General features: G+C 67.4%; 20 protein-coding genes and 1 pseudogene. 4 read left to right on the plus strand and 17 right to left on the minus strand.

Going from position 1 to position 23,509, the window contains the following annotated elements; all coding sequences use genetic code 11:
- Window positions 1-23: 23 nt before the first annotated feature.
- Window positions 24-2,066: a S9 family peptidase gene (locus tag ACOGXC_RS06965; protein WP_419919964.1), complete on the minus strand. Its 2,043-nt coding sequence runs from the start codon at window positions 2,064-2,066 to the stop codon at window positions 24-26.
- Window positions 2,063-3,244: a pyridoxal phosphate-dependent aminotransferase gene (locus tag ACOGXC_RS06970; RefSeq protein ID WP_419919965.1), complete on the minus strand. Its 1,182-nt coding sequence runs from the start codon at window positions 3,242-3,244 to the stop codon at window positions 2,063-2,065. Before ACOGXC_RS06970 ends, ACOGXC_RS06965 begins: the two co-directional genes overlap by 4 nt.
- A 90-nt stretch (window positions 3,245-3,334) precedes the next feature.
- Between ACOGXC_RS06970 and serC the strand changes: the two genes are divergently transcribed.
- Window positions 3,335-4,459, plus strand: a complete 1,125-nt coding sequence (serC, locus tag ACOGXC_RS06975; protein WP_419919966.1) for a phosphoserine transaminase — start codon at window positions 3,335-3,337, stop codon at window positions 4,457-4,459.
- 72 nt (window positions 4,460-4,531) lie between these two features.
- Here the strand turns inward: serC and ACOGXC_RS06980 are convergent, their stop codons facing one another.
- The 9 genes from ACOGXC_RS06980 to ccmA form a co-directional block, all read right to left on the minus strand.
- A complete protein-coding gene (locus ACOGXC_RS06980; RefSeq protein ID WP_419919967.1) occupies window positions 4,532-5,635 on the minus strand; it encodes a tetratricopeptide repeat protein in 1,104 nt (367 codons plus the stop codon).
- Window positions 5,632-6,240 (minus strand): cytochrome c-type biogenesis protein, encoded by a 609-nt coding sequence (locus ACOGXC_RS06985; protein ID WP_419919968.1) that lies wholly within the window; start codon window positions 6,238-6,240, stop codon window positions 5,632-5,634. The genes ACOGXC_RS06980 and ACOGXC_RS06985 overlap by 4 nt, the downstream gene beginning before the upstream one ends.
- 28 nt (window positions 6,241-6,268) lie before the next feature.
- Entirely contained in the window at window positions 6,269-6,784 is a 516-nt protein-coding gene (locus ACOGXC_RS06990) for a TlpA family protein disulfide reductase (protein WP_419919969.1), read from the minus strand.
- Between the two features lie 40 nt (window positions 6,785-6,824).
- Window positions 6,825-8,816: a heme lyase CcmF/NrfE family subunit gene (locus tag ACOGXC_RS06995; protein ID WP_419919970.1), complete on the minus strand. Its 1,992-nt coding sequence runs from the start codon at window positions 8,814-8,816 to the stop codon at window positions 6,825-6,827.
- Between the two features lie 8 nt (window positions 8,817-8,824).
- The gene (locus ACOGXC_RS07000) at window positions 8,825-9,466 is read right to left on the minus strand and encodes a cytochrome c maturation protein CcmE (RefSeq protein ID WP_419919971.1); all 642 of its coding nucleotides are present in this window, start codon (window positions 9,464-9,466) and stop codon (window positions 8,825-8,827) included.
- A complete protein-coding gene (locus tag ACOGXC_RS07005; RefSeq protein ID WP_419919972.1) occupies window positions 9,459-9,605 on the minus strand; it encodes a hypothetical protein in 147 nt (48 codons plus the stop codon). The genes ACOGXC_RS07000 and ACOGXC_RS07005 overlap by 8 nt, the downstream gene beginning before the upstream one ends.
- A gap of 67 nt (window positions 9,606-9,672) precedes the next feature.
- Window positions 9,673-10,485 (minus strand): cytochrome c biogenesis protein CcsA, encoded by an 813-nt coding sequence (ccsA, locus tag ACOGXC_RS07010; protein ID WP_419919973.1) that lies wholly within the window; start codon window positions 10,483-10,485, stop codon window positions 9,673-9,675.
- On the minus strand, window positions 10,482-11,150 hold the full coding sequence (locus tag ACOGXC_RS07015; protein ID WP_419919974.1) for a heme exporter protein CcmB: 669 nt from the start codon (window positions 11,148-11,150) through the stop codon (window positions 10,482-10,484). The genes ccsA and ACOGXC_RS07015 overlap by 4 nt, the downstream gene beginning before the upstream one ends.
- The gene (gene ccmA, locus ACOGXC_RS07020) at window positions 11,140-11,901 is read right to left on the minus strand and encodes a heme ABC exporter ATP-binding protein CcmA (RefSeq protein WP_419919975.1); all 762 of its coding nucleotides are present in this window, start codon (window positions 11,899-11,901) and stop codon (window positions 11,140-11,142) included. Before ccmA ends, ACOGXC_RS07015 begins: the two co-directional genes overlap by 11 nt.
- Before the next feature lie 105 nt (window positions 11,902-12,006).
- Here ccmA and ACOGXC_RS07025 point away from each other — a divergent pair, with 105 nt between their 5' ends.
- The 3 genes from ACOGXC_RS07025 (at window position 12,007) to ACOGXC_RS07035 (ending at window position 15,234) form a co-directional block, all read left to right on the plus strand.
- Window positions 12,007-13,008: a D-2-hydroxyacid dehydrogenase gene (locus ACOGXC_RS07025; protein ID WP_419919976.1), complete on the plus strand. Its 1,002-nt coding sequence runs from the start codon at window positions 12,007-12,009 to the stop codon at window positions 13,006-13,008.
- Window positions 13,009-13,134: 126 nt separating this feature from the next.
- The gene (locus ACOGXC_RS07030) at window positions 13,135-14,340 is read left to right on the plus strand and encodes a CaiB/BaiF CoA transferase family protein (protein WP_419919977.1); all 1,206 of its coding nucleotides are present in this window, start codon (window positions 13,135-13,137) and stop codon (window positions 14,338-14,340) included.
- 156 nt (window positions 14,341-14,496) lie between these two features.
- Entirely contained in the window at window positions 14,497-15,234 is a 738-nt protein-coding gene (locus ACOGXC_RS07035) for a helix-turn-helix domain-containing protein (protein ID WP_419919978.1), read from the plus strand.
- A gap of 177 nt (window positions 15,235-15,411) precedes the next feature.
- Here ACOGXC_RS07035 and ACOGXC_RS07040 read toward each other — a convergent pair whose 3' ends face one another.
- The 6 genes and pseudogenes from ACOGXC_RS07040 to ACOGXC_RS07065 form a co-directional block, all read right to left on the minus strand.
- Complete coding sequence (locus tag ACOGXC_RS07040) at window positions 15,412-17,067, minus strand: AMP-binding protein (protein ID WP_419919979.1); 1,656 nt, start codon at window positions 17,065-17,067, stop codon at window positions 15,412-15,414.
- 119 nt (window positions 17,068-17,186) lie between these two features.
- On the minus strand, window positions 17,187-17,306 hold the full coding sequence (locus tag ACOGXC_RS07045) for a hypothetical protein (RefSeq protein WP_419920040.1): 120 nt from the start codon (window positions 17,304-17,306) through the stop codon (window positions 17,187-17,189).
- 44 nt (window positions 17,307-17,350) lie between these two features.
- Window positions 17,351-18,073 (minus strand): annotated as a pseudogene (locus ACOGXC_RS07050) (hypothetical protein); the annotation flags it as partial.
- 256 nt (window positions 18,074-18,329) lie between these two features.
- Window positions 18,330-19,925, minus strand: coding sequence for a DUF5719 family protein (locus ACOGXC_RS07055; RefSeq protein ID WP_419919980.1), 1,596 nt, complete (start codon window positions 19,923-19,925; stop codon window positions 18,330-18,332).
- Window positions 19,926-19,928: 3 nt separating this feature from the next.
- Complete coding sequence (locus tag ACOGXC_RS07060) at window positions 19,929-22,913, minus strand: glycosyltransferase (protein WP_419919981.1); 2,985 nt, start codon at window positions 22,911-22,913, stop codon at window positions 19,929-19,931.
- A complete protein-coding gene (locus ACOGXC_RS07065) occupies window positions 22,913-23,440 on the minus strand; it encodes a hypothetical protein (RefSeq protein WP_419919982.1) in 528 nt (175 codons plus the stop codon). The genes ACOGXC_RS07060 and ACOGXC_RS07065 overlap by 1 nt, the downstream gene beginning before the upstream one ends.
- Window positions 23,441-23,509: the final 69 nt, after the last annotated feature.

A 23,509-nucleotide genomic window follows, 5' to 3' on the forward strand; every position in this document is an offset into this window, starting at 1 on the left:
CAGAATAAACCGTGCCTGCGCCTCTACCGGCGTATGGTCACGGGCGGGATGTCGTCAGCGGGGGTGAAACCCAGAATCTGGGCGAAAAAGGACAGCTCTGCCTCCAACGCCGCCACCATGTTGCCCGCCTGGCGGAAGCCGTGCTGCTCACCCTCGAACAGCAGGTAGGCCACCGGGATCGACCGCTGCTCGAGAGCGGTCACGATCATCTCGGCCTGATTGGGGGGAACAACCTCGTCGTCCGAGCCCTGGAGCACGATCATGGGAGCATCGAAATTGTCAACATGAAAGAGGGGTGAGCGGGCCCGGTACACCTCGGCGGCCTCGGGATACGGCCCCACCAGGCTGTCCAAGTAGCGGGACTCGAACTTATGGGTGTCGATGGCCAGAGCCGCCAGATCGGCGATGCCGTAGCGGCTGGCCCCGGCGGCGAAAACCTTGTGGAACGCCAGCGCGCTCAAGGTGGTATAGCCGCCGGCGCTGCCGCCCCGGATGATGAGGCGGTCGCCATCCACCTCGCCGGAGTTGACCAGGTAGCGGGCCGCGGCCACACAGTCGTCCACATCAACGATCCCCCAGCGGCCCCGGAGAGCCTCCCGGTAGGCGGTCCCGTAGCCGGTGCTCCCCCGGTAGTTGACATCCACCACGGCAATCCCCCGGCTGGTCCAGTACTGAATGCCGAGCTGGAGTCCGCTGCGAGCCGCACCGGTGGGGCCGCCGTGGCTCAACACCAGAAGGGGGGGCCGCTCGCCGGCGGGCACCCCGGCAACCGGATTGGCCGGCGGGTAGTAAAGCCCGTGAGCCTCGGCACCATCGGTGGTGGCAAACCCAATGGGTCGAGGCTCGGACAGGTAAGCGGGATCAACCCCAATTCGGGTCGCAGAACTGTGAGCAGGATCAACCCCGTCCCGGGCCGCCGAACTACAGGAAGGATCAACCCCGTCCCGAGTCGTTGAACCGACCACCTCGAAGGTGGCGGTGGATACATCGATGCGAACCGCGGTGGGCTCGTGGGTGGGCGAGGCGGCTATGGCAGTAACCGAACCCGGGCCGGCGGGGCGGACACACCCGTACGATGTCCAGGGAAGATCCAGGCGGACACACCCGTATGATGTCCAGGGAAGATCCAACCGCTCGGGGTGGGCCCCACCGGCGGGCATCAACCACAACTCGGCCAGCGACCCCCTGATGGCTGAGACCACCACGGTGCCATCGTCACACACCGCATAGCTGGGATCGTCGAACAACCAGGCCGGTCGATGCATCTCGGCGTCCATCTCGAACACCGGCACCATTTGGTCGCCATCCAGCGACTGGTCACCGTCCAGCAGTTGTTCGCCATCCAGGTGGTAGAGATTCCACCAACCGTTGTGGTCGCTCACGACATAAAGGCGGCCGTCGGGACCCCACTGGGGTTCCACCACCGAGCCGATGCCCGCTATCACCCGCCGACCGTCCACCCACAGCTCGGTTTGATCCCAGGGCATGTTGGGGTGATCCCACTGGATCCAGGCCAACCGCCGACCGTCGGGGCTGGGCCGGGGCCAAGCGTAGAAGTCGGCCCCGGTGGCCACGATCTCCAGCTCGCTGGATCCACTGCCATCGAACCGCACGATCCGGTTCACCGCTTCGTTTCTGGCCTGATCTTCGCTCTGGTGTTCCTCCAGCACACACACCGTGGTGGTGCCGTCGGCCCGGCCGTCGGCGTAGCGCCGGCTGTGGGCAACCGCGGGCTCGGGCGACACCGGCCGGGCTTCGCCGCCGGCCGTGAGGTGCCAGAGACGACCATCGGCATCGTCGCAGGCATACACCCCACCCTTGCCGTCGGGCCACCAGGCTCCCCCGCCGTAACTGTGGACCCGGGTTCTCACCGAAACGGAATCCCAGATGTCTTCCCCGTCGCACACCAGAGCGTTGCGGCCCGATTCCGCCGGTCGTGACTCGGTCCACCACATCCGGCCCCGATGGCTCCAAAGGTTGTTCAAGAGCGCGGTGCCGGTCGCGATCAACGATGCCGAGATCGGCGACGGCCAACTGCCGCAGGGCAAGTCCTGAAAATCGCTCACCCCAGTACCTCAGCAATGCGGCCGATGCCCTCATCCAGGTCCTCATCGCTCAGAGCGAACGACAGCCGGGCATGGCCGGCACCGGCAAAGGCTTCACCGGGGACGATGGCCACCTGGGCCTCATCGAGGATCCATGCGGCCAGCTCGGCGGTGGTGCCGGGAATCCCCGGGCGACCCAGTACCCCCTCAAAGGAGGGGAACGCGTAGAACGCCCCCTGGGGCTTCATGCATGTCACCCCGTCGATCCCGTCCAGCAGCCGGTGCATGGCCCGGCGGCGGCGATCGAACGCGGTTCGCATCCCGGCCACTGCGTCCAGCGATCCACTCACCGCGGCCAGCGCCGCCCGCTGGGAGACATTGCCCACGTTGGAGGTCTGGTGCGACTGGAGACCCACCGTGGCTGATACCGCGTCCGGGGGACCGATCATCCAGCCCACCCGCCAGCCGGTCATGGCGTAGGTCTTGGCCACGCCGTTGATCACCAGGCAGCGGTCGGCCAGTTCGGGCACCACCACCGGGATGGAGCTGAATTCGTGGTCGTCGTAGGTCAGGTGTTCGTAGATCTCATCGGTGATCACCCACACGTTGTGAGCCGCGGCCCACCGGCCTATGGCCTCCACCCGATCCCGGGGGTACACCGCGCCGGTGGGGTTGGAGGGCGACACGAACACCAGTGCCTTGGTTCGGGGGGTGAGAGCCGCCTCGAGCTGGTCCACCGAGACCATGAACCCATCGGCGGCGGCGGTTGATACCTCCACCCCAACCCCCCCGGCCAGCGCTATCGCCTCGGGGTAGGTGGTCCAGTAGGGCGCGGGCAAAAGCACCTCATCACCGGGATCGAGCAGCACGGCAAAAGCGTTGTACACCGCGTGCTTGCCCCCGTTGGTCACCACCACCTGGGACGGATCCACGGAGTAACCCGAGTCGCGGAGGGTTTTGGCCGCTATGGCCTCCCTCAGTTCGGGCAGACCCCCGGCCGGTGAGTAGCGGTGGTTCCGGGGATCGCCCACCGCTGCTCGAGCCGCATCCAGGATGTACTCCGGGGTGGGGAAGTCGGGCTCACCGGCCCCGAAGCTGATCACCGGAGCCCCCTGGGCTCGCAGCTCCTTGGCCCTGGCGTCCACCGCCAGCGTGGCCGAGGGGGCTATGGCGGAGATGCGTCGGGATATGCGAGCCATTGCCGCAGCTTCTCACACTGCCACCGCCGGGTCGATGCTCTTTTGCCCATGCTGCCACCACCGCCGGCATCATGGGTAACGTTTTGTCTCGTGAGCCGCACCGCCAGTCCCCCCAGAATCACCATTCCCCCCGACCTGCTGCCCGAGGATGGGCGCTTCGGCAGCGGGCCGTCCCGGGTGAGATCCGAAGCGGTGGTCGCCCTGGCCGCTGCCGCCGGCGATTTTCTCGGAACCAGCCACCGGAAACCAGCGGTGAAGGACATGGTTCACCGGCTCCGCACGGGCGTGGCCGAGATGTTCTCGCTCCCCGATGACTATGAGGTGGTGCTGGGCAACGGGGGAACCACCGGGTTCTGGGATGCCGCAGTGTTCGGCCTGATCGAGACCCGTAGCCAGCACCTGAGCTTCGGGGCGTTCTCGGCCAAGTTCGCCGCCGCGGTGGCGGCCGCCCCCCACCTGGAGGCACCGGTGATCATCGAATCCGACCCCGGCACCCACCCCCAACCGGTAGCCGACCCGCGGGTCGATGCCTACGCCCTGACCCACAACGAGACCTCCACCGGGGTGTCGATGGAGTTGCACCGCCCGGCCACCGGCGGCCTCGTGCTGGTGGATGCGACCTCGGCCGCCGGCGGGTTGCGCTTCGACCCCGGCGAGACCGACGTGTACTACTTCGCCCCCCAGAAGTGCCTGGCCGCCGACGGCGGGCTGTGGCTGGCCTGCTGCTCGCCCGCCGCGGTGGACCGGATCGAGCGGATCGCCGCCTCCGGTCGGTGGATCCCACCGTTTTTGAACCTGGGCTTGGCCCTCAGCAGCTCCCGCAAGAACGAGACCTACAACACCCCGGCGCTGGCCACCCTGTTCTTGGCGGTCAACCAGGTGGAGTGGATCAACAGCAACGGCGGCCTGGAATGGGCTGCGACTCGCTGCGACCAGTCGGCGGAGATCATCTACTCCTGGGCCGAAAGGCGGGACTTCACCATTCCGTTCGTGACCGACCCCAACCACCGCAGCGCGGTGGTGGCCACCATCGACCTCAACGGGGTGCCGGCCGACGAGGTGGCCGGGGTGCTGAGAGCCAATGGGGTGGTGGATGTGGAGTCGTACCGGGCGCTGGGCCGCAACCAACTCCGGGTTGCCCTGTTCCCCGCCATCGCCCCCTCGGAGATCGCCGCGCTGTGCGGTTGCATCGACTACGTCGTGGAAGCCCTTTAGGGGTGATCACCTGGACGGCAACTACAAAGAGGCTCGCAGATCGGCAGCCAGCCCTCCTATAACCCAGCCCTCCTACAAAGAGGCGCGTAGATCGGCGGCCAGCCGGGAAACCTCGGGGGGTGGGGCGAGGGTGTCGAGGTGGTCGAGGTCGCGGCGGGCCTGGTCGGGCCGGCCGAGCCCGATGAGCAGCCAGGCCCTCCACAAGCGGGCTTCGGGGTGGTCGGGGTCGGCCTCCACCGCCCGGTCGAGGCGGCGAGCCCCTTCGGCGGCCTGGTCCTCCAACCCGGTCTGGATGAGCACCACCCCGCTGAAGGTCAGGGCCCCGGCATGGTCGGGGTGGTCGGCCAACACCGCCTGGTAGACCCGCAGCCCCAGCACGGGGTCACCCTGGCCCGGAATGGTGGGATCCCACAGGGCCTGGGCGGCGGCCACCGCATCAGCCGCGGTTATGCCCAGGGCGGCCAGGTCCAGTGACTGCTCCCCAGCCGATGCGGTCACCCGGCAGAGGGCGATGCGGGTTCGCAAACCCTGGTCCTCGACCAGCCGATCCACGAACTCGGGGGGGTTGGCCGCGTCGAGAGCAGCCAGTTCGGTCGCCGCTCCGGCACAGTCGCCGGTGCGGTACAGGAGTATGGCCCGAAAGGCCCGGGCATCGGGATAATCGGGAGCCGCGGCCACCGCGTCGGCCAGCGAGTCGGCGGCCTCGACCTCACGACCCTCCAGAAACAGCAACCAACCCCGGTAGGCCAGCGCGGTGGGGTTGGCCGGAGATCTTTGCAGTACCTGGTCGTAAATGCGGATCGCGGCGGTCCGGTCCCCGGTCGCCAGCGACTCCTGGGCGTCGTTGAGCAGCCCGACAGTGCTGGTAACGGCGTCGTTGCCGGTGATGGTGTCCCCCGAGTACCGGGATCCGGCCGCTCGGGCCAGCAACACTCCGGCCACAACCCCCACCGCCACCAACCCGATCACCGCCACCGCCCTCCGGCCCCGATTCCCGCCGGCCGGTGGCTTGGGCCGGCCCTGTTCGCCCCGCAGCACCTGGGCAGCCTGGCGGGCATAGCTTTGGCTGAGAGCCCGATGATCCTCCGGGTCCAGATCTCCCGCGGCCAGCTCCTCGTCCAGGTCATCCAGCGACCGCAACCAGAACTCCCGCTCATCGGCCCGGCGATCCCTCACCCTCCTCTCCCGGTGCCGGTGGTATCGACTGGCGAGGAAGAAGCCCCAGGCTGGATCGGAGCACCAATGCCTCTCCCCGAACCGGTGGTATCGACTGGCGAGGAAGGGGCCTCAAACCGTTGGTCACGAGCCCCGGCCACCAGGGCCAGGTCCTCCTCGGAAACCCCCTCACCCGACCGGCTCGCCCTGCGCCACCGGTTAAGCGTCATCGCCAGCAATCCAACCCCCACCACCAACCCGATCACCGGGATGACCCACACCAGGCCACTCACCCCCGAGCTCGACGGGGTCAAAATCACCCAGTCCCCGTAGCGCTCGGAGAACCGGGCTCGGATGTCATCATCGCTGTAGCCCATAACCACCAACCGGCCGATCTCGGCCCGGATCTCCCGGGCTATGGCCACATCGGACTCCACCACCGACTGCCCCACGCACTGGGGGCAGGCAATGGTGGCACCGATGTCGTGGGCCCGCTCGGCGTTGGTCCGGTTGTCCCGCCCATCCACCACCCCGAACGCCAACATGGTGGCTACCGACACTCCAACCACCAGCCACGAAACCAGCACCCGGCGACGACCCGACATCACACCCCAACCACAAGCCACGACACCAGCACCCCGCGACGACCCCAAATCACGCCCCAACCCCCCCGAATCGAAGTAGCTCAGCCTCCAGTTGGGTCGAGGTGACGCCGCCGGTGAACTTGGCCACCACCTGGCCTTGGGGGCTCACCAGGTAGGTTTCCGGTACTGCGGTAACCCCGAAGTCGATGGCCACCCGCCCGGTATTGGTCACCACCACCGGCCAGTCCCCCCCCTGGGCGGCAAAGAAACCAGCGATGGTCTCGATGTCGTCCCGAAAAACCACGCTCACCAGCTCGACATCGGGATCGTGCTGGTACCGGTCATAAAAGGCCACCAGTTCGGGGTGTTCCACCACGCACTCCACGCACCAGGTGGAAAAGAAATTCACCACCACCCAGCGGCCCCGCTGAACCGCCATGTTGAAACTGCCCCCGTCGAGGGTTTCGCCGGTGAAGTCGGGGGCATATTCGGGTACCGGCGGCGATCCCCGCCCCCGCTCCGAGACGGCGAACACCACGATCAGCCCCGCGATCAACACCCCGACCCCCAGCACCACCACCCGCACGCCGCGAGGTCGCGGGATTGATCGCGGAGCTGGGGGGTGCTCAGGCAACCGGCACACCCCGTTCCCGAACGCCCCGCTCGTGCCCACCCGGTTCCCGGATCGGCACTCCGGTTATCGGTGCCGACACCGGCTGGGTGGGTGACCGGCGGCGGCCGGGGAAGGCCGAGAAGGCCGCGCCCACCAGCATGATCGCCCCGCCCACCCACAACCACAGGGTGAGCGGCTGGACGGTGACCCGCACCCCCACCGGGGCACCGTCACCATCGGGCAGATCCAGCACCGCCACCTGGATGTCCCTGATCGGCGAGGACTTGGTGCCGGGAGTACGAACCACCCCGCCATTGGCGAACCGGCTAACCCCCGGGCGCACGACCGACCCGTCCACCAGCATCACCGCCTCGGTGACCAGCTTGTTGTCGAATGCCCTCTCCTGCGTGCCCAAAAAGGTGATGTCGTGCCCGGCGACCCGGGCCGTCGCCCCCGGCTCCATGGTCAGCTCGCTCCGGTACAGGTAGCTGTTGCTGGCCGCCAGGGCCACCGCCACCACCACCACGCCGAGATGCACCACCATCCCACCGTTGGCCCGCCCCACCAGACCCCTCCACCCCTGCCGCCGAGCCGCCAGCACCAGTTGGCGCACCGCCGCGCCCCCCGCGAACCCGGCCAGGGTGAACGCCAGCAGCGGGGCCAGCCCCCGAGCCCCGACCAGCAGCGCCACCAGCAGGGCGGCCGCGGCGGCCCAGCCCGGCCCCGCCAGGCGCTCCGACAGCCTCTCGACGGTGGTCCGGCGCCAGGGCAGCACCGGGGCCACCGCCATCAGGAACAGCAGCATCAGCCCGACGGGCATGGTCATCCGGTCGAAGAACGGCGTGCCCACGCTGATCCGGTCGCCGTTGATGCTTTCCACAATCAGCGGGAACACCGTCCCCAGCAGAACAACCAGGGCGAACACCCCGAACAGCAGGTTGTTGACCAGAAAGGACGCTTCTCGCGACAGCGCCGAGTCGATCTGCCCCGGTGAGCGCAGCCGGTCGCCCCGCCAGGCAATGAGCCCCACGGTGACCACCACCACCAGAGCGAAGAACACCAAAAGCGCGGGGCCCACCGCGTCGGCCGAGAAGGCATGAACCGAATCCACCAGGCCGGAACGGGTCAAGAACGTACCCAGGATGGTGAGCGCGAAGGTGGCACATACCAGCGAGAGGTTCCACACCCGCAACATTCCCCGGCGTTCCTGCACCATCACCGAGTGCAGGTAGGCGGTGCCGGTCAACCACGGCAGCAGGGAGGCGTTCTCAACCGGATCCCACCCCCAGTAGCCCCCCCAGCCCAGAACGTCCCACGACCACCATGCCCCCAGGATGATCCCCGCGGTGAGGAAGGCCCACGCGAACAGGGTCCACCGGCGGGTGGCAACCAGCCAGCCCTCCCCCAACCTCCCGGTGGCCAGCGCGGCCACCGCAAAGGCGAACGGTACGGTGAACCCCACATAGCCCAGGTACAGCATCGGGGGGTGGACGGCCATCAGCCAGTGATTCTGAAGCAGGGGGTTGGGGCCGGGACCGTCGTAACCCGGCGGCACTTCCACCCGGCGGAACGGCTGGGCCAGGTCCAGGTTGGGCCAGTTGAACATCAGCACGAAGAAGAACAGGCACACGGTGAACAGCACGACCATCGCCCAACCCACCAGAGGGTCGTCCAGGCGATGGTGGAACTTGGTGGCCACCAGCACCGTATAACCGGCCAGGATGAGAGCCCACAGCAGGATGGAACCCTCCAATGCCGCCCACAGGGTGGCCACATTGAACAGGGCGGGAGTGGCATGGCTGCCGTTGGCGGCCACGTAGGCCACCGAGAAGTCCCGGGTGATGAGCGCCATCTCCATGGCCAGCACCGACAGCGCGGCCCCGCCCAGAACCAGCCACGAGCACAGCTTGATCCAGTTGAACCGCCGGGTGGCCACCGCATGGATCCCGAGAGCGGATGCAGCCATCGCCACCGCGATTCCCAGAACTCCCAGGGTGATGTTCACACTCGTAGCTACCCGTACTGGCTGCGCTGTTCCGCGTCGTCGATGCGGTCCTGATTCTCAACCCGGTAGTCGCTGCGCTGTTCCGCGTCGTCGATGCGGTCCTGATTCTCAACCCGGTAGTCGTTGTCGTGCTTGATCAGCATTCGATCGCTGGCGAAGTACCAGTCGTCGTCGGCCAGGCCGGCGTGCTCCCGGCTCTCAACCCAGCGCCCATCGATAACCACCGGAACCCCGGGCTGGAACTGATCCGACAGCGCCCCGGTGTGCACCACGTCGGCCACCACCCCATCAAGGGTTACCGAGAAGGCCACCGCGGGACGGCCGTCGGCCAGGGTGACCTCGCGTACCGAACCGCTCACCGGGGAGCCGATCATCCGGAACCGGTCGTCGCCCACCTCCTCCCGGTGCTGCACCGCATCGTCCACCTCGCGAAACACCAGCGTGGCGTCGGCCAGTGCCTTCCACAGCACGAATCCGATTACCACCACTATCACCGCGACGATCAGAACCGGCCCCCACCGGCGAACCCCCCGCCGCACCGGGCGGGCCGGGCGGGGAGTCAGCTCCACCGACTCCCCGGAACCCGCCAACTCAGCCCCGGAAGGGGTCAGCTCCCCGGAACCCACCGATGCGTCCCCGGGATCAGTCATCGGGCATCATCCACCGGCGGCGGTTCTCGGGTACTCGCCGGCTGAGGGATCGCCCCCGCATCAGCACCCATCCGGCGTATGTCACCACCGCAGCCACCGAGATGCTCCAACCAGCCACGATGTAGCCCACATGGGTCATGGCCGCCCCCTCGACGGGTCGGACACAACAACGGGTGTTTTCAAAAAATAGGCAGAGCACCCGGGGGTCATGGCCGCCCCCTCGACAGGTTGGACAGGTCGGCCTCGGCCCAGCGCTCCTCGAGGGCTTTGCTCACCTCGATTTGCTCGATCTGACGCTCCAGGTAGGCCAGGCGGAAGCGGTGCAGCATCAACCAGGCGAACAGCACCAGGCCCACCGCGAACGAGAACGACAGCGTGAACAGGGTTTCGTCGCGAATCCTGCGGGCGATGAGCGTGGACTGCTGGTGCAGGGTGCGGTTCTCCCACCAATCCACCGAGCGGTTCACGATCACGATGTTCACCGCCCCCACCAGGGCTATCACCACCGACCGGCGGGCCTTCACCGCCGCGTCGGCGGGAATGCGGCGCACGGCCAGATAGCCGACGAACACCAGCACCAGCATCAAGGTGGTGACCAACCGCACATCCCCCCACTCCCACCAGGTCTGCCAGGTAGGGCGCCCCCAGATGGATCCGGTCACCAGGGTGAGCACCCCGAACACCACCCCGATCTCCGCGGAGGAGTGGGCCATCATGTCCCACCAATCGGTGCGCCATCGCAGGTAGGCCAGGCTGGCCACGAACGTGAGCCCGAACCCGACATAGGCGAGGATGGCCGACGGCACGTGCACGAACATCAGGCGCACGGCGTCGAACTGGCCCACCACGTCACCATCGCCGGTTATACGGGTGTCCTCGGGTACCCAGACGAAGGCCAGCACCAGCAGCACCGCGAACCCGACCAGGGCCAGTTGACCCAGAACTCGGGTGGCCCGTGAGGAGGTGGTGGCCAGAACTCGGGTGGCCCGTGAAGAGGTGGTGGCCGACCCGGTGCTCATGCTTCCTCCAGCAGAGCGCCGTAGCTCAACGCTCCCAACACCGCATAGATTGCGGCGAAACCCACCAGGAGGCCCAACCAGGCCCATCCCTCGGCTCCGGCAACGCCGAACGCGTCCTGGAATGCCCGGGTGGCCCCGATGAGCACCGGTGCCACCACAGGCAGGAGAAGTACCGGCAGCAGGGTCTCGCGCACCCCGAACCCGGCCACCAGCGCCCCGTACAGCGTGCCCGCCGCCGCTATCCCGGTGGCGGCAACCAGCCCGGCGCACACCAGAAGGCCGAAACGATGCACGGTCACGTCGAACAGCAGCACCACACCCGCCCCCAGCAGCACCTCCAGAGCGATGAGCTGAACGGCGATGGCCGCAGCTTTGCCGCCGAAAACGGCGATGGGATCGATCCCGGCCAGCAGCAGGTGGTCGGCGGCCCCGTCGGCCAAATCCACCGCGAAGGAGCGGCTGATGGCCAGCAGCGAGGCCAGCAGCACCGTCACCCAGAACAATCCGGGAGCATGGGTGCGCAAAGCGTCCTGATCGGTGTCAAGGGCGAACGCGAACAGCACCAGGACCGTCACCGCGAACGGCGCTATCTGGTTGAGCCCCACCCGGGAGCGCATCTCGATCCTCAGGTCCTTGCCCGCGATCAGCCACACGTCACGAACCACGGTTTTCCCCCTCAACCCCCGCCACTAACCCCAGGTCATTCACGCGAGGGGGTGGCAACCGAGCTTGATCCTTGGTCGATCCCTCAACCCCCGCTGCTGCCCCAAGGTCATTTCCGGGGCGTACCATGCCGCCGGCCAGGCTCACCACCCGGGGTTTCAGCAACCGGATGCGGTCCAACTCGTGGGAGGCCATCACCACCGTGGCCCCGGCGGCGGCGGCCTTCCGTACCAGCCGATCCACGGTGTCACGTGACGGCTGGTCCAAGCCGGCGTGGGGTTCGTCCAGCAGCCACAGCTCGGGCCGCCTCACCACCAGGGAGGCAATGGAAACCCGCCGGCGCTGGCCGGACGAGAGCCGACCCACCCGGGTGTCAACCAGTCGCCCGGTGAGTGAGAGCTGCCCCAGCGCGGCATCCACCTCGTTCGGGCCGGCCCCGGTGGCCCGAGCCCAGAATGCCATGTTCTCCGCCACCGTCAGATCGTCGTACAACCCGGTTCGATGCCCGAGAAGCGCCACCCGGCGCCGCACCATCCGCCGTTCGGACGACAGGTCGTGACCCAGAACCCAACCCTTACCCGAGACCAGCGGGCACAAACCGGCACAGAGCCTCAGCATGGTGGTCTTGCCCGCCCCGTTGGGGCCCTTCAAAAGAACAACCTCCCCGGGCGAAATGTCGAGATCAACTCCGGCCAGAGCAGGGAACCGCCCCAATAACGTCACAGCGGCCCGGAGCCGGACGGCACATTCCACAACTCCCGCCAGGCTACAGGCAGCGAAGCCAAGAGGTAGCATCGACTCGGTGTTCGTACTGGTGAGCCAGAGGTAAGAGGTAGCATCAACTCGGTGTTCGTGCTGGTGAGCGAGAGGGCATATGAGCGGCACCGGTGCCATTTCGACACTCTGGACGATGAGGGGCACGGCCTCGAGTGGTTGCCCATGGCCGGGGACGGGCGTATCAATGGTCCGATCGGGGCCGAACCGGAGGTGGCGTGGCTGTCGAGCGATGTTTTCTTCGATGGGCTGCTGGACCGGTTCTTCGAGGCGGTGGAGGGCACCCCCCGACTCCGGTGGCTCCAGTCGGCCGCCTCCGGGGTGGATCTGGAGCCCTACGGCCGCCTTCTGGATCGGGGGGTGCGACTGTGCAACGCCCACCCGACCGCCATCCCCATCGCTGAGTATGTGCTGCGATCGGTGCTGGACATATTTCAGGATGCCGGACGCTGGCGGGCGGCCCAGGCCGAGGGCCGGTGGGAGCACCACGATTTCAAGGAGGTGTGGCGAACCCGCTGGATGGTCATCGGCATGGGGGCCATCGGCACCGAGACGGCCCGCCGGGCCCGGGCGTTCGAGGCCCACGTAACCGGTGTGCGGCGCTATCCGACCGGCGATGAGCCGGTGGACGCCTTGATCTCCCCGGCCGAGGTGACCGTCGCCCTGCCCGCAGCCGACGTGGTGGTGCTGGCCGCACCCGCCACCCCCGAAACCGAGAACCTGGTGGGCGAGGGCTTCCTGGCGACCATGAAGCCGGGAGCAGTGCTGGTGAACGTGGCCCGGGGGAAGCTGGTGGACGACGATGCCCTGCTCCGGCACCTGGACCGGGGCCACCTGTCGGCCGCGATTCTGGACGTGTTCAACACCGAGCCCCTGGACCCCGACCACCCCTACTGGACCCATCCCCGGGTGGTGCTCACCCCCCACTCCTCCGGTGGGGGCACCGGGCGCTGGGATCGGGGGGCCGAGTTGTTCTGCGAAAACCTGCGCCGCCTGCTGGCGGGCGAACCCCTGCTCAACGAGGTGACCGCCACGCAACTTCCCGCCACCGATCTGCCCTTCACCCTGGGCCAGCACCCACGATGAGTTCGACCGTAGGAGCACTGGCCGGGAACGCAACGGCGGTGGGACGCACCACCGAGGCCCCATGAACCCGGGCGCGGGAGCACTGGCCGGGAACGCAACGGCGGTGGGACGCACCACCGAGGCCCCATGAACCCGGGCGCGGGAGCACTGGCCGGGGTTCGGGTGCTGGACATATCCTCGTTTCTGGCCGCGCCCCAGGTGGCCACCTTTCTGGGCGACTTCGGTGCCGACGTGATCAAGGTCGAACCCCCATCGGGCGAGGCCCTGCGCCGCATAGGAGCCGCCCGCAACGGGGAATCGCTGGTGTGGGCAATGGTCTCCCGCAACAAGCGGGTCATCACCTGTGATTTGAACCGGTCCGAGGGCCGGGACATCCTCCGCCAACTGGTGGCCGAGGTCGATGTACTGGTGCACAACTACTCCCCGACCGTGCTCCAGCGCTGGGACTGCACCTGGGATCGCTTCCACGCCATCAACCCCGGATTGATCATGGTTTCGGTGAGCCCCTACGGGCATACCGGCCCGCTGGCCGACCGCCCCGGCGCGGGCACCATGGCCGAGGCCTTCGCCGGTCTAACCCATATGACCGGGGAGGCCGGCGGGCCCCCCATGCTCACCTCCATCCCGCTGGGCGACACCCTCACCGGGGTGTACGGCATGATCGGGGCCCTGGTGGCCTGCTACGGCCGGGATGTGAACGGTCTTGGCGGCCAGCACGTGGACGTGTCCATGTATGAGCCCATCCTGACCCTGATGGGCAGCACCCTGGCCGCCTGGGATCCCGACGGCGACGACCCTCCCCCGGCCCGGTTCGGGTCTCGCCTGGCCACCGGCGTGCCCCGCAACATCTACCGCACCGCCGACAACCGGTACCTGTGCCTGTCGGGAACCACCGACCGCCAGGTGGAACGCATCCTGGCCCTGGCCGGCAGGGACGGCCCCGGCGACAGGGCCAAGTTCGCCCGCATGGCCGACCGCCTGGCCCACAATGACGAGCTCGACACCCTGGTGGGCGACTGGGTGGCCCAGCACTCCCTGGACGAGGCTATTGCGATTCTGGTGGAGGCCCGAATCCCGGTGGCCCCGGTGAACGACCTCTCCGGGCTGCTGGTCGATGCCCAGGTTCGGGCCCGCAACAGCATCACCCTGGTGGCCCACAACGTGCTGGGCACCGTGCCAATGGCCACCCCGGCCCCCGTGCTGAGTGAGACCCCCGGTGCCATCCGCCACCCCGGGCCGCCGGTGGGGGCCCACAACGCCGAGGTTTACGCCGCGCTGCTGGGCTGGGACACCCACCGCCTGGCCCAGGCCCAAGCCGAAGGCATCATCTGAACGGCCCCGCTCAGAACCATCGGCGGGCTTCACCGGTGGAGCCCGCCGTCCCCCTCGGATTCCGGCCCCGGTAGGGTACGGCTCCATGACCCCTCAAGAGGTGGCCGCGGCCACTGCAACGTCTCAGTACTCCATCGAAACCCCACCGGCCCAGCCATGACCCCTCAAGAGGTGGCAGCGGCCACTGCAACTCCCATCGGCGCTCTGGGGCGCAGTTACTTTGCCGCCGGCGCGGTTACCGAGGCGATGGAGGCCGCCGGCTTCGAAGGTCTGCCCCGGTACGTGGGGGGCCGGGGCGGGGTGCTCGGCGATGTCGCCGCCGGCGTGGTGGTTTCAGGATTCGCCCTGTTCCACCCGGCCATGATCCGGAAGGCCTGGGATCAGACCCGGGAGCAGGGATCACCCCCCGATGCCGCCGCCGCCCTGGCCACAGGAATCGGCCGGTGGGCGGTCGACACTTTCGGCCATCTCGACGGGCTCGGTGACTTCGCGGCCGCCGCCCGCACCGTGTTCGACGCCACCGAACCCATGAGCCAGGCTCTTTACGCCGGCTGGCGAGCCATGCCGGTACCCGAGGGCGAAGCCGAAGCCGCCGGCCTGGCCCTTCAGATACTGCGCGAATTGCGATTCGGGTTCCATGTGCATGCCCTCAGCGCCGTTGGCATGACTCCGGTGGAGGCAATCATTGCCCGAGCCAATCCCCAGCAGGCCCGGTTCTTCGGGTGGAGCGAGCCGTTCCCCGACCCCGAACCCCTGGTTATCGCCCATCAGAGGGCCGAGGAGATCACCTCGGCCCGGATGAGCGAGGCATACGAGGCCATCGACACCGATCAGCGGGCCCACATGGCCACCACCGTCGCCGCCATCGCCACAACCGCCCTTGCCCAGAGCTAACCGGAAGACCCAGGACCAGCCGGCAAGTAAACAGAGCTAGCCGGAAAACCCAGAACCAGCCGACGAGGAGCCAGATCAAACATCCAGAACCAGCCGACGAGGAGCCAGATCAAACATCCAGGACCAGCAGGCGAGGAGCCAGATCAAACATCCAGGACCAGCAGGCGAGGAGCCAGATCAAACATCCAGGACCAGCAGGCGGCCCCGGGTGGCGAACTCCGCCCGGATCGTTTCTATATCGGCAGGCAGCAGTGGGCGGTAACCGTCACCGTCGCGCCACCAGGTTTCGTCGTTGGATTCCCAGCGTTCCCGGCGCAGGGTGCGCTTCAGAATCTTGTTGGTCTCGGTCTGGGGCAGGGCATCGGCCCAGCGCACATAGCGGGGAGCCCACTTGGTGCCCAGATCGTCCTGGGCGGCCAGGAACTCGGCGAAACCCTGGGGGTTGAAGGGCACCCCGGGACGGCGCACCACCGCCGCCATCACGTCGTCACCCACCGAGGAGCTGGGTACGGCGTACACCGCAGCCAGGTCGATGTCGGGATGGCGCACCAGGATGCGCTCCACCGGGGCCGCGGCAAAGTTCTCCCCGTCCACCCGCAGCCAGTCGAAGTTGCGGCCCGCGAAGTAGATGAACCCGTCGGCATCCCGGTAAGCCAGATCACCCGACCAGTAGATGCCGTCATGGGTGCGCTCCTCATCGGCTTCGGGGTTGTTCCAGTAGCCCTCGAACGTCGGTGCCGACACCATCGACACCAGCTCACCGATGGCCTCGTCGGGGTTCATGAGCTTACCGGTGGTGTCGAAAACCGCCGTCGGGGCCTCCTCGCCGGTATCGGGGTTGAGCACCTTCACGGTCTCGTCGGAGCGGCCCAGGGCGTTGGGCGGGGTGTCCGGGGTGCGGCTCACCGACACTCCCCCCTCGGTGGAGCCGTAGGAGTCCTCCACCGGCACCCCGAAACGGCGGGAGAATCGCTCCAGGTCATGCACCGCCCCCTCGTTGCCGAACACGATCTGCAAGGGGTTGTCGGCGTCGTCGGGCTGTTCGGGGGTGGCCAGGATGTAGGTGAGGGGCTTGCCCACGTAGTTGAAGTAGGTGACCCCGAAACGGCGAACGTCGGGCAAGAAACCCGATGCCGAGAACCGCCGCCGGAAAGCAGCCACCGCCCCTGCCGTCAGCCACGGGATCCAGCCGGCCATCAGCGCGTTGGAGTGGAACATGGGCATGACCTGGTAGAACACGTCGTCGGCGGTCAGTTTCCTCATCCCGGTGATTACCTGACCGATCCGGGCCAGCCGAACCTGGGAGCAGATGGCCGCCTTGGGATCACCGGTGGTGCCCGACGTGAACAGCAAGAGGTAGGGGGCCAGCGGATCGATGCCGACCTCCGGTGGGCCGATCCCGGCACGGGAGGCCAGGGCCGCACTCCACTCGGGCGAGTCCACGTCCAGCACCTCGACCGGGCCCAGGTTCAGACCGTCCAGCAGCCCCCGGTGGCGGCTCTCGGTGACAATGATGCCGCAATCGGCGTGGTTTATGTCACGGGCCAGCTCCGCACCCTGCCGGGTGGGGTTGATACCCACCACCGCGGCCCCGGCCACCGCCGCCCCACCCAGAAGCATGGAATACTCCGGCCCATTATCGAGCAGCGCGCCCACGTGGAAAGGCCCCTCTCCCCTGTGGGCCAGCAGCAGGTGGGCCCGAGCGACGCTGCCGGCGGTGAACTGCCGGTAGGTGTACCGCTCATCTTCGAACAGCATGGCCAGGCGATCATCGCCCGCCCGCTCGAGCACCAGATCTCGCACGGTGGGAAGGGCTCCCGTTGTTTCTTCCACAACAGTGATCGTAGGCCCGCCCAGCCAACCGTCAAAAACCTCCTTAGGTGTAACCCTTATGGAGGTTGTTGACGGTTCGGTTGGGGTTGGCAGGTTTCGCCGGTGGTTGCGTTGGTTGGTTAGGGGCTGAGGAGGACGTTGCTGTAGATGGGCTGTTTGAATCGTCGGGTGGGTGGTGGGGGGTTGTGTTTGTGGGTTTCGGCGTGGCAGGTGGGGCAGAGTAGGACGAGGTTGTTGATGTTGGTTTTGCCGCCGTGTTCCCAGGGGTTTGGGTTATCAAAGCAGCGAGTGCGTCGGCGGCCCGCTGTTGGTGGGTGCGGTCGTTGCCATTTTTGGAGTCGTCGCGAAACAGGCGATCACACATGCCGTCGAGAGCGGTTTTGACCCGCTCACCGGTCACCTGGTCCAACTCGGCGTGCAGCACCACCATGCCGTCATCACCGTTGAACACCGCAGCCTTGCGACGGCGGCGCTGCTGATCAAGCCGCGACTCCCCATCAGTGCCGCGCCGGTCATCCTCCTGGCGGGCCAGGGTTTTCCTGAACCGGTCCAGGTCCTCGGTTTTGGCTTTGTTGATCAAGTCATCTTCTTGGGCCCGGGTCAAAGGCACCCGACCATGAGACTCCCCCAGCAAGCGGGCATGATCTATCGAAAACCCCCCGGCTTTGACCGCATCCACCGTGGCCAGCAACTCCCGCAACGCGCCGGCGGTTCGGGCTTCGCGGTTGGCCAGGTAACGGCCCATACCGAACTGGAGGCAAAGGGCCCGCAGTTCGCCCTCGCCCACAAGATCGCCGTAACGATTCAACGCTTCGGTCATGTACCCGTCGAGTATGTGGCGGGTAGCGAGGATATCAAACATTAAATTGAACAAACCCTTGGAGTCCATACCCTCCAAATCAACCAACTCCAACCGCAAAACATCCCCACCACCAGCACCGTCACTGCCAGCAGTGTTAGTATCAGAATTGGTCTCAGGTTCGGAAACACCGGGGTCGAACTTCATACCCTCAATACTATCAGCAAGGGTGACAATACCCACCCAAAATATAAAAACAATTCTGAAAAATTTCAGGCAAAAGTAGGTACTGACCAGTTTACAGCCGACGATAACGTGCCCGATGGGCCCACCAATACTACCCAGGCGGTTCAAACCATTGCATTTCAATATTTTCCCCCACCACCGAGATAATTGACAACCACCACAACGGCACCGCAGACTCACCCAACCGAACCATCAACAACGCCCATAAGGGTTACAGCTAGAACGCTGAGATGTCCAAAAAGGTGGGGTCGAAGGGAACGGAGGTGCTTGAGGCCAGGCCGGTTCCGCTTGGGGACATGAGTGAGCGGGTCACCGCCACCGGCCGGGTGGACTCCACCAGAAGGGCGTAGGAGTCGCCGCTGGTTAGCCGGTCCACCGGCACTATCAAGCGGCTGCGGGGGCCCAGTTCCCGGGGATCCAGCCGAGCCACGGGAACGACCCGGCCATCGGCGATCCTCGACACGGTGATCTGGACAATCGAGTCGGGCGAGGGGTTGACCACGGCCAGAGCCACCCCGGTCCCGCCGGCCCGGCTGCCGGTGATCAGGTGCCGAACCGCGGTGACCGCAGTACCGGCGGTGATCCCCACTCCGGCCGGCGAGGACAAAGCCGGTGCGGCCACCACCCGCTCGACCACGATGGGCACACCGTTGAACACCTGCACCGCGGCCCAGAACCCCGACCCGCCGGGGAGCTGGTCCCCGACATAGTAGGTATGGGGGGCAGGGGGAAGCGGGTAGGGCCCGGGGGAACCCAACACCAGGACGACCCGCTGGTGGGGCGGCACCTGCACATCCAGGGGAGCCACCGTTCTGGCCGACTCGGGGGCATCCAACCGGATGTTGATACCGGTGTCGGCCACCTCCCCGGAGGGGTTGTAAAGAACGATGTGCTCCACCACTCCCCCACCGGTCGGACCACCGGGCAGCGCCCACCGGGTTTGGGGCTCGGCAATGCCGGCCCCCGCGGTCAGGCCCTCCAACCCCTCGCTGCCATCGAAGAGCTGGAGCCGGCCGGCCACGATACGGCCGGCCGGCGACTCGATCGTGGTGGACACCGAAGAGAACCGGGGCACCGCGTCGGTGGCGTTCACCACCACCAGCGATCGGGGCGGCACCAGTACCCCCTTCAGGGCCGAGGGCTCGCGGATTCCCTCGTCGGTGGAGAAAGTGAACCTGGCCACCGCCCGGTCGCGAAACGGGTTGAACAGCGTGAAGATCAGCCGAGCATCCCGCCGGGTGGATCCGGCGGGGAAATGCCAGACCGTAGACGAGCGGGTGGCGCAAGCGGTGGCATCGGTGCCGGTGGGTCCCTGCACCCGCTGCTCGACAGTCGCCTGCCCCGAGTCGATCTCGACCAGGGCCGCTGTGTACTGCGACACCACCACCTCGGCCAACCGCAGGGAAACCTCCGATCGGGCCGGCACCGCCAGCGTCACCTCCTGGGGAGCGGCCGATGCCGATCCCGATCCTCCCGGTGTCACCGGAAACACCGTTACAGTGGCGGTAACCGGATCCGGGCTCGGATTTATCACTGTCACCGAGTGGTCGGCGATCTCTCCCGGCATCGACGTTCCCGCGGTGCAGTACCAAACCCCTCCCCGGGCGTTCGGGCCCGGAGCGGCGCTGGTGATCCCCCAACCCGCCGGGGCTTCACCGGGTCGCGACCCTCCGCCCCCGCTCTCCGCCACTGCCAACCCGACCACCACCACCACCAGGGCCAGAACCACAAACGGTCGGCGCATGACCGTTCCCCTCACCACGCCTGGCCCGGATGCAGTCCCCGGCGGCTTACCAGCCGAAGCAGAAGCCATATTTCACCAAGCCTCCCCCGGGCGCAGGCTCCGGCGGCGGGTCCGAGCCAGGTAAGCCAGAGCAAACAGGGCCACCGCCCACAACACCACCTGCATCGACAGCAGCAATCGGGTCGATCCTGAGGTGTCACCGCTACCCACCGAGAAAACCGGGAGTTCGGTCGCCGCCGGGTTCGAGGCGACGTTTCGGTAGGTGGTGATACCCGCGGCCAGCCGGCCCGAAACCAGATCGAGCTGGTCGTCGAGCAGGTCGAGCAACCACTTGGGAGTGGCCCACGACAGCTCGCCGTAGGGGGCGGGCGCCAATCTTTCCGCCACCAGGATCGTGTCGATCCCCCACCGGGCAAGCTCAGCACCCAGGCGCTTGGTGCCGGCGGTACGAGCCCCGACCACCGCCGCCCCCACCTGTCGGTTGTGGTCATCCAGCTCGCCAACCCAACGTTGTGCCACCGTGGGGAAACGGTCCGATATCGCGAACGACAGCCTGCCGCTCAGCTTCCAACTACCCAGAGGCAGGACATCGGGATGCCCGATCCACAAGACCCTACCCCCGCGACCATCACCCTCCCCGGTAGGTTCACCGGAGAGCGGCACCACATCGGCAACAGCATCGCCGCCAGTACGTTGTTGGTCACGTTGGGCGATGGAATCCCCGGAGAGGAGCGGCACCACATCGGCAACAGCATCGCCATAGTCGTCACCGGTTGCGTTCCAGTCACCATCGGATACGGCGGCCAGCAACGGAAACATTCCCGCCACCAGGGCGGCCAGCGCGGTCAGGGGCACGATCTGCCGCCACCCGAAGCGATAGCGCCGCACGTCCACCTGGAACGCGGCCACCCCCATGGCCACGGCGATGGCCAGGCCCACCGCACCGGGCACCTGCACAACCTCGGGCCGGGGCAAGGGCACCGGCGACCAGCCCTGCTCACCGGCCAGAGCCACCGCGGCGGTACCCAGGTAAAGCGTCCATCCCCGCACCGCCCAGGCCAGGCGGGAGTCGTGGGCCAGAACCAGAGGGAGCAGCGCGGCCACCGGCAGGGCCCAGCCCAGGCGGTCATCGCCGAACGGTCCGGTGTCGAACCGCAACAGCTCGGCCCATGAGTTCTCGTGTCCACCTCCCGGACGGTTCCCCAGAAGCGACGGTCCGCTGTCCAGCAACCACGGCAGGTTAAGCACCGCGCCGACCGCGGCGCCGGCCAACACCACCAGCACGAGTCGGATCACGCCCGTCGCGGTTCCGGCCAGAAGCGACCCCAGCGCCAGACCTACCGCCATCAGAGCCACCACAATGAGGGCCTCCGGTGCCATGGCCACAACCAGCCCCATCAGCAGGCCCACCGCCAGCACCCCCCGACCGGCCCAAAGGCGCGCCCCCAACACCGCCCCCGCACTGTGGGAAGCAGCCAACCCCCCGGAACCGAGCACCGCCCCCGCACTGTGGAAGGGGTCCAACCCCGCGGCGGCGAGCACGGCCCGCAGCAACCAGGGAGCGATGCCGTAAAGCAGCAGGGCACCCCACACCCCATTGGCCAGCGCGTTGTACGGCACCGGGCAGGCCAGGTACACCGCCAGAGCAACCACCCGGAGCGGAAAGTCGAACGGGCGCATGATCCGCCACATTCCCAGCGCTCCCAATGGGACCATCCCGACGATCAGCACCGTGCGCAAAAGATCGGTCTCGCCGATGAACAGCCAGCTCAGCAGGGTCAGCACCGCCAGACCGGTGGGCGCGAACCCCTCCTGGCCCAACCCGACGGGGCGCGACTCGCTCCACCAACCGGCCAAAAGGTCGGAACTGGACCCCAACCGGGGCAACCCTCCCGCGGCGGGAATACCTCCGGTTATGAGGCCCCGGGCCCCGAGCAGGATCACAATCGCGGTGATGATCCCCACCACCATCGCACCCCGGGATCGACTCATCCGGGCCCGGTAGGCATCCTGGGCTGCCGGCCCGCCATCGGAGCCGAGCCCGGTGTGCCCATCGCCACGACCCAGCAACGACGAGGCCCACCGGGTGTACCCCTTGACCTGATGGCGGCGGATATCGGCATCTGAAACGTGGCGGCTCCGGCCGATGGCCTGCCGGCGCCGGTGGATCGACAACGGGCGAACCAGGTTGTACCCCCAAGCCGCGGCGATCCGCCGGGCCTGGCCCGGATGCCCGTTGATCAGGGCAGCCAGCAGTTCTATCGCGGCCAACACCAGCGCTCGGGGGATCACCAGGAGCGAGTGCCAGAACCCGTGAACCGACAGCAGGGTCCGCACCCGGTGCCGGCGCGACAGCCGGTCAACCTCCCTCGGGGAGAGGCGTTCGGCCAGCTTCTGGCGGTGACGGACCACCGCGGAAGGGGCCACCATGACCCGAGCTCCCCGGATCCGGGCTCGCCAGCACAGATCCACCTGCTCGTAGCAAAAAGGCATCTCCGGGTCGAAGCCCCCGACCGCCCGGAACAGATCCTCACGCACCAGCACGCACCCTCCCGGCACCGCGAACACCTCCTCCACGGCATCGTGCTGCTGTTGATCCAACTCCCCGGCCTCCACCGTCGGGAACAAACCTCCGGCCCTGTCCACCATCAGACCCACCTGGCGGATGCGAGAGGGATCGTCCCAGTCCACATACTTGGGGCCGATGATCCCGGCGTTGGACCCGACCGCCTCCTCGGCCATCAACCGCAGGGCGTTGGGAGCCAGCGAAACATCGTCGTGACACACCACCAGGAACCCGGATCGGGGAGCGGTATCCAGCGCCCGGTTGGCAGCCACGGCGAAACCCGGATTGCCGCCGAGCCGCAAAACGGTGGCCTGGGGCAGAAAGCGGTGTACCCGGGCAGTGGGATCGGCCTCGCTGCCGGTATCCACCACGGTTACCTCCACCCCAGGATGATCCTGGGCGGCCACCGACTCCAGCATCTCGTCGAACCACAGACCGGGATCGTGGGTCACGATCACCACATGGATCCTGATGCTGGACTCGGCTTCCATCAGCGCTCGGTTCGGCTGAGAAACTCCCGGAGAGCCGCCGCGATGTCCGGGGCCTGCTCAACCGCATCGGACAGGACGGTGCGGACCGACTCGGGGAGTTGGCGAGCCAGGTCGGTCACCGAGTACCGGATGTCCTCAGGAATCTGATCGGCCAGGTCGGCCAGGGAATCCCGCAGGTCATCGGGCATCCGGCCGGCCCAATCCTGCCGGGCGGCCTGAAAGCGATTGACGGCGAGCAGCCCGAGCCCAACCGCCGCGTATATGCCGTTCCTGATGCACTCGACCAGCGGATCGTCCGAACCAGACCCACCCGACAACTGCACTTCGTCCGAACCAGACCCACCCGGCAACTGCGGATCCTCCGAACCCGACCCACCCGGCAACTGCGGATCCTCCGAACCCGACCCACCCGGCAACTGCGGATCCTCCGAACCCGACCCACCCGGCAACTGCGGATCCTCCGAACCCGACCCACCCGGCAACTGCGCTTCGTCCACGTCACCACCGTACCGGCCCGCTAGGGCCACCAGCGGGAACAGATTATGAGCAGATCAGGGGCTGGTACGGCAGATCCCGGCTCGAGGTGGCACACTCGT

Source organism: Candidatus Poriferisocius sp. (assembly GCF_965202595.1).
In the GTDB taxonomy this organism is placed as follows: domain Bacteria; phylum Actinomycetota; class Acidimicrobiia; order Acidimicrobiales; family Bin134; genus Poriferisocius.

Bases quoted from the DNA above. Each gene is read 5' to 3' on its own strand.
- ACOGXC_RS07005 (WP_419919972.1), bottom strand. From the start codon at position 9,605: ATGACCCATGTGGGCTACATCGTGGCTGGTTGGAGCATCTCGGTGGCT.
- ACOGXC_RS06970 (WP_419919965.1), bottom strand. From the start codon at position 3,244: ATGGCTCGCATATCCCGACGCATCTCCGCCATAGCCCCCTCGGCCACG.
- ACOGXC_RS07035 (WP_419919978.1), top strand. From the start codon at position 14,497: ATGACCCCTCAAGAGGTGGCAGCGGCCACTGCAACTCCCATCGGCGCT.
- ACOGXC_RS07055 (WP_419919980.1), bottom strand. From the start codon at position 19,925: ATGGCTTCTGCTTCGGCTGGTAAGCCGCCGGGGACTGCATCCGGGCCA.
- ACOGXC_RS07030 (WP_419919977.1), top strand. From the start codon at position 13,135: ATGAACCCGGGCGCGGGAGCACTGGCCGGGGTTCGGGTGCTGGACATA.
- ccsA (WP_419919973.1), bottom strand. From the start codon at position 10,485: ATGAGCACCGGGTCGGCCACCACCTCTTCACGGGCCACCCGAGTTCTG.
- ACOGXC_RS07060 (WP_419919981.1), bottom strand. From the start codon at position 22,913: ATGGAAGCCGAGTCCAGCATCAGGATCCATGTGGTGATCGTGACCCAC.
- ACOGXC_RS07000 (WP_419919971.1), bottom strand. From the start codon at position 9,466: ATGACTGATCCCGGGGACGCATCGGTGGGTTCCGGGGAGCTGACCCCT.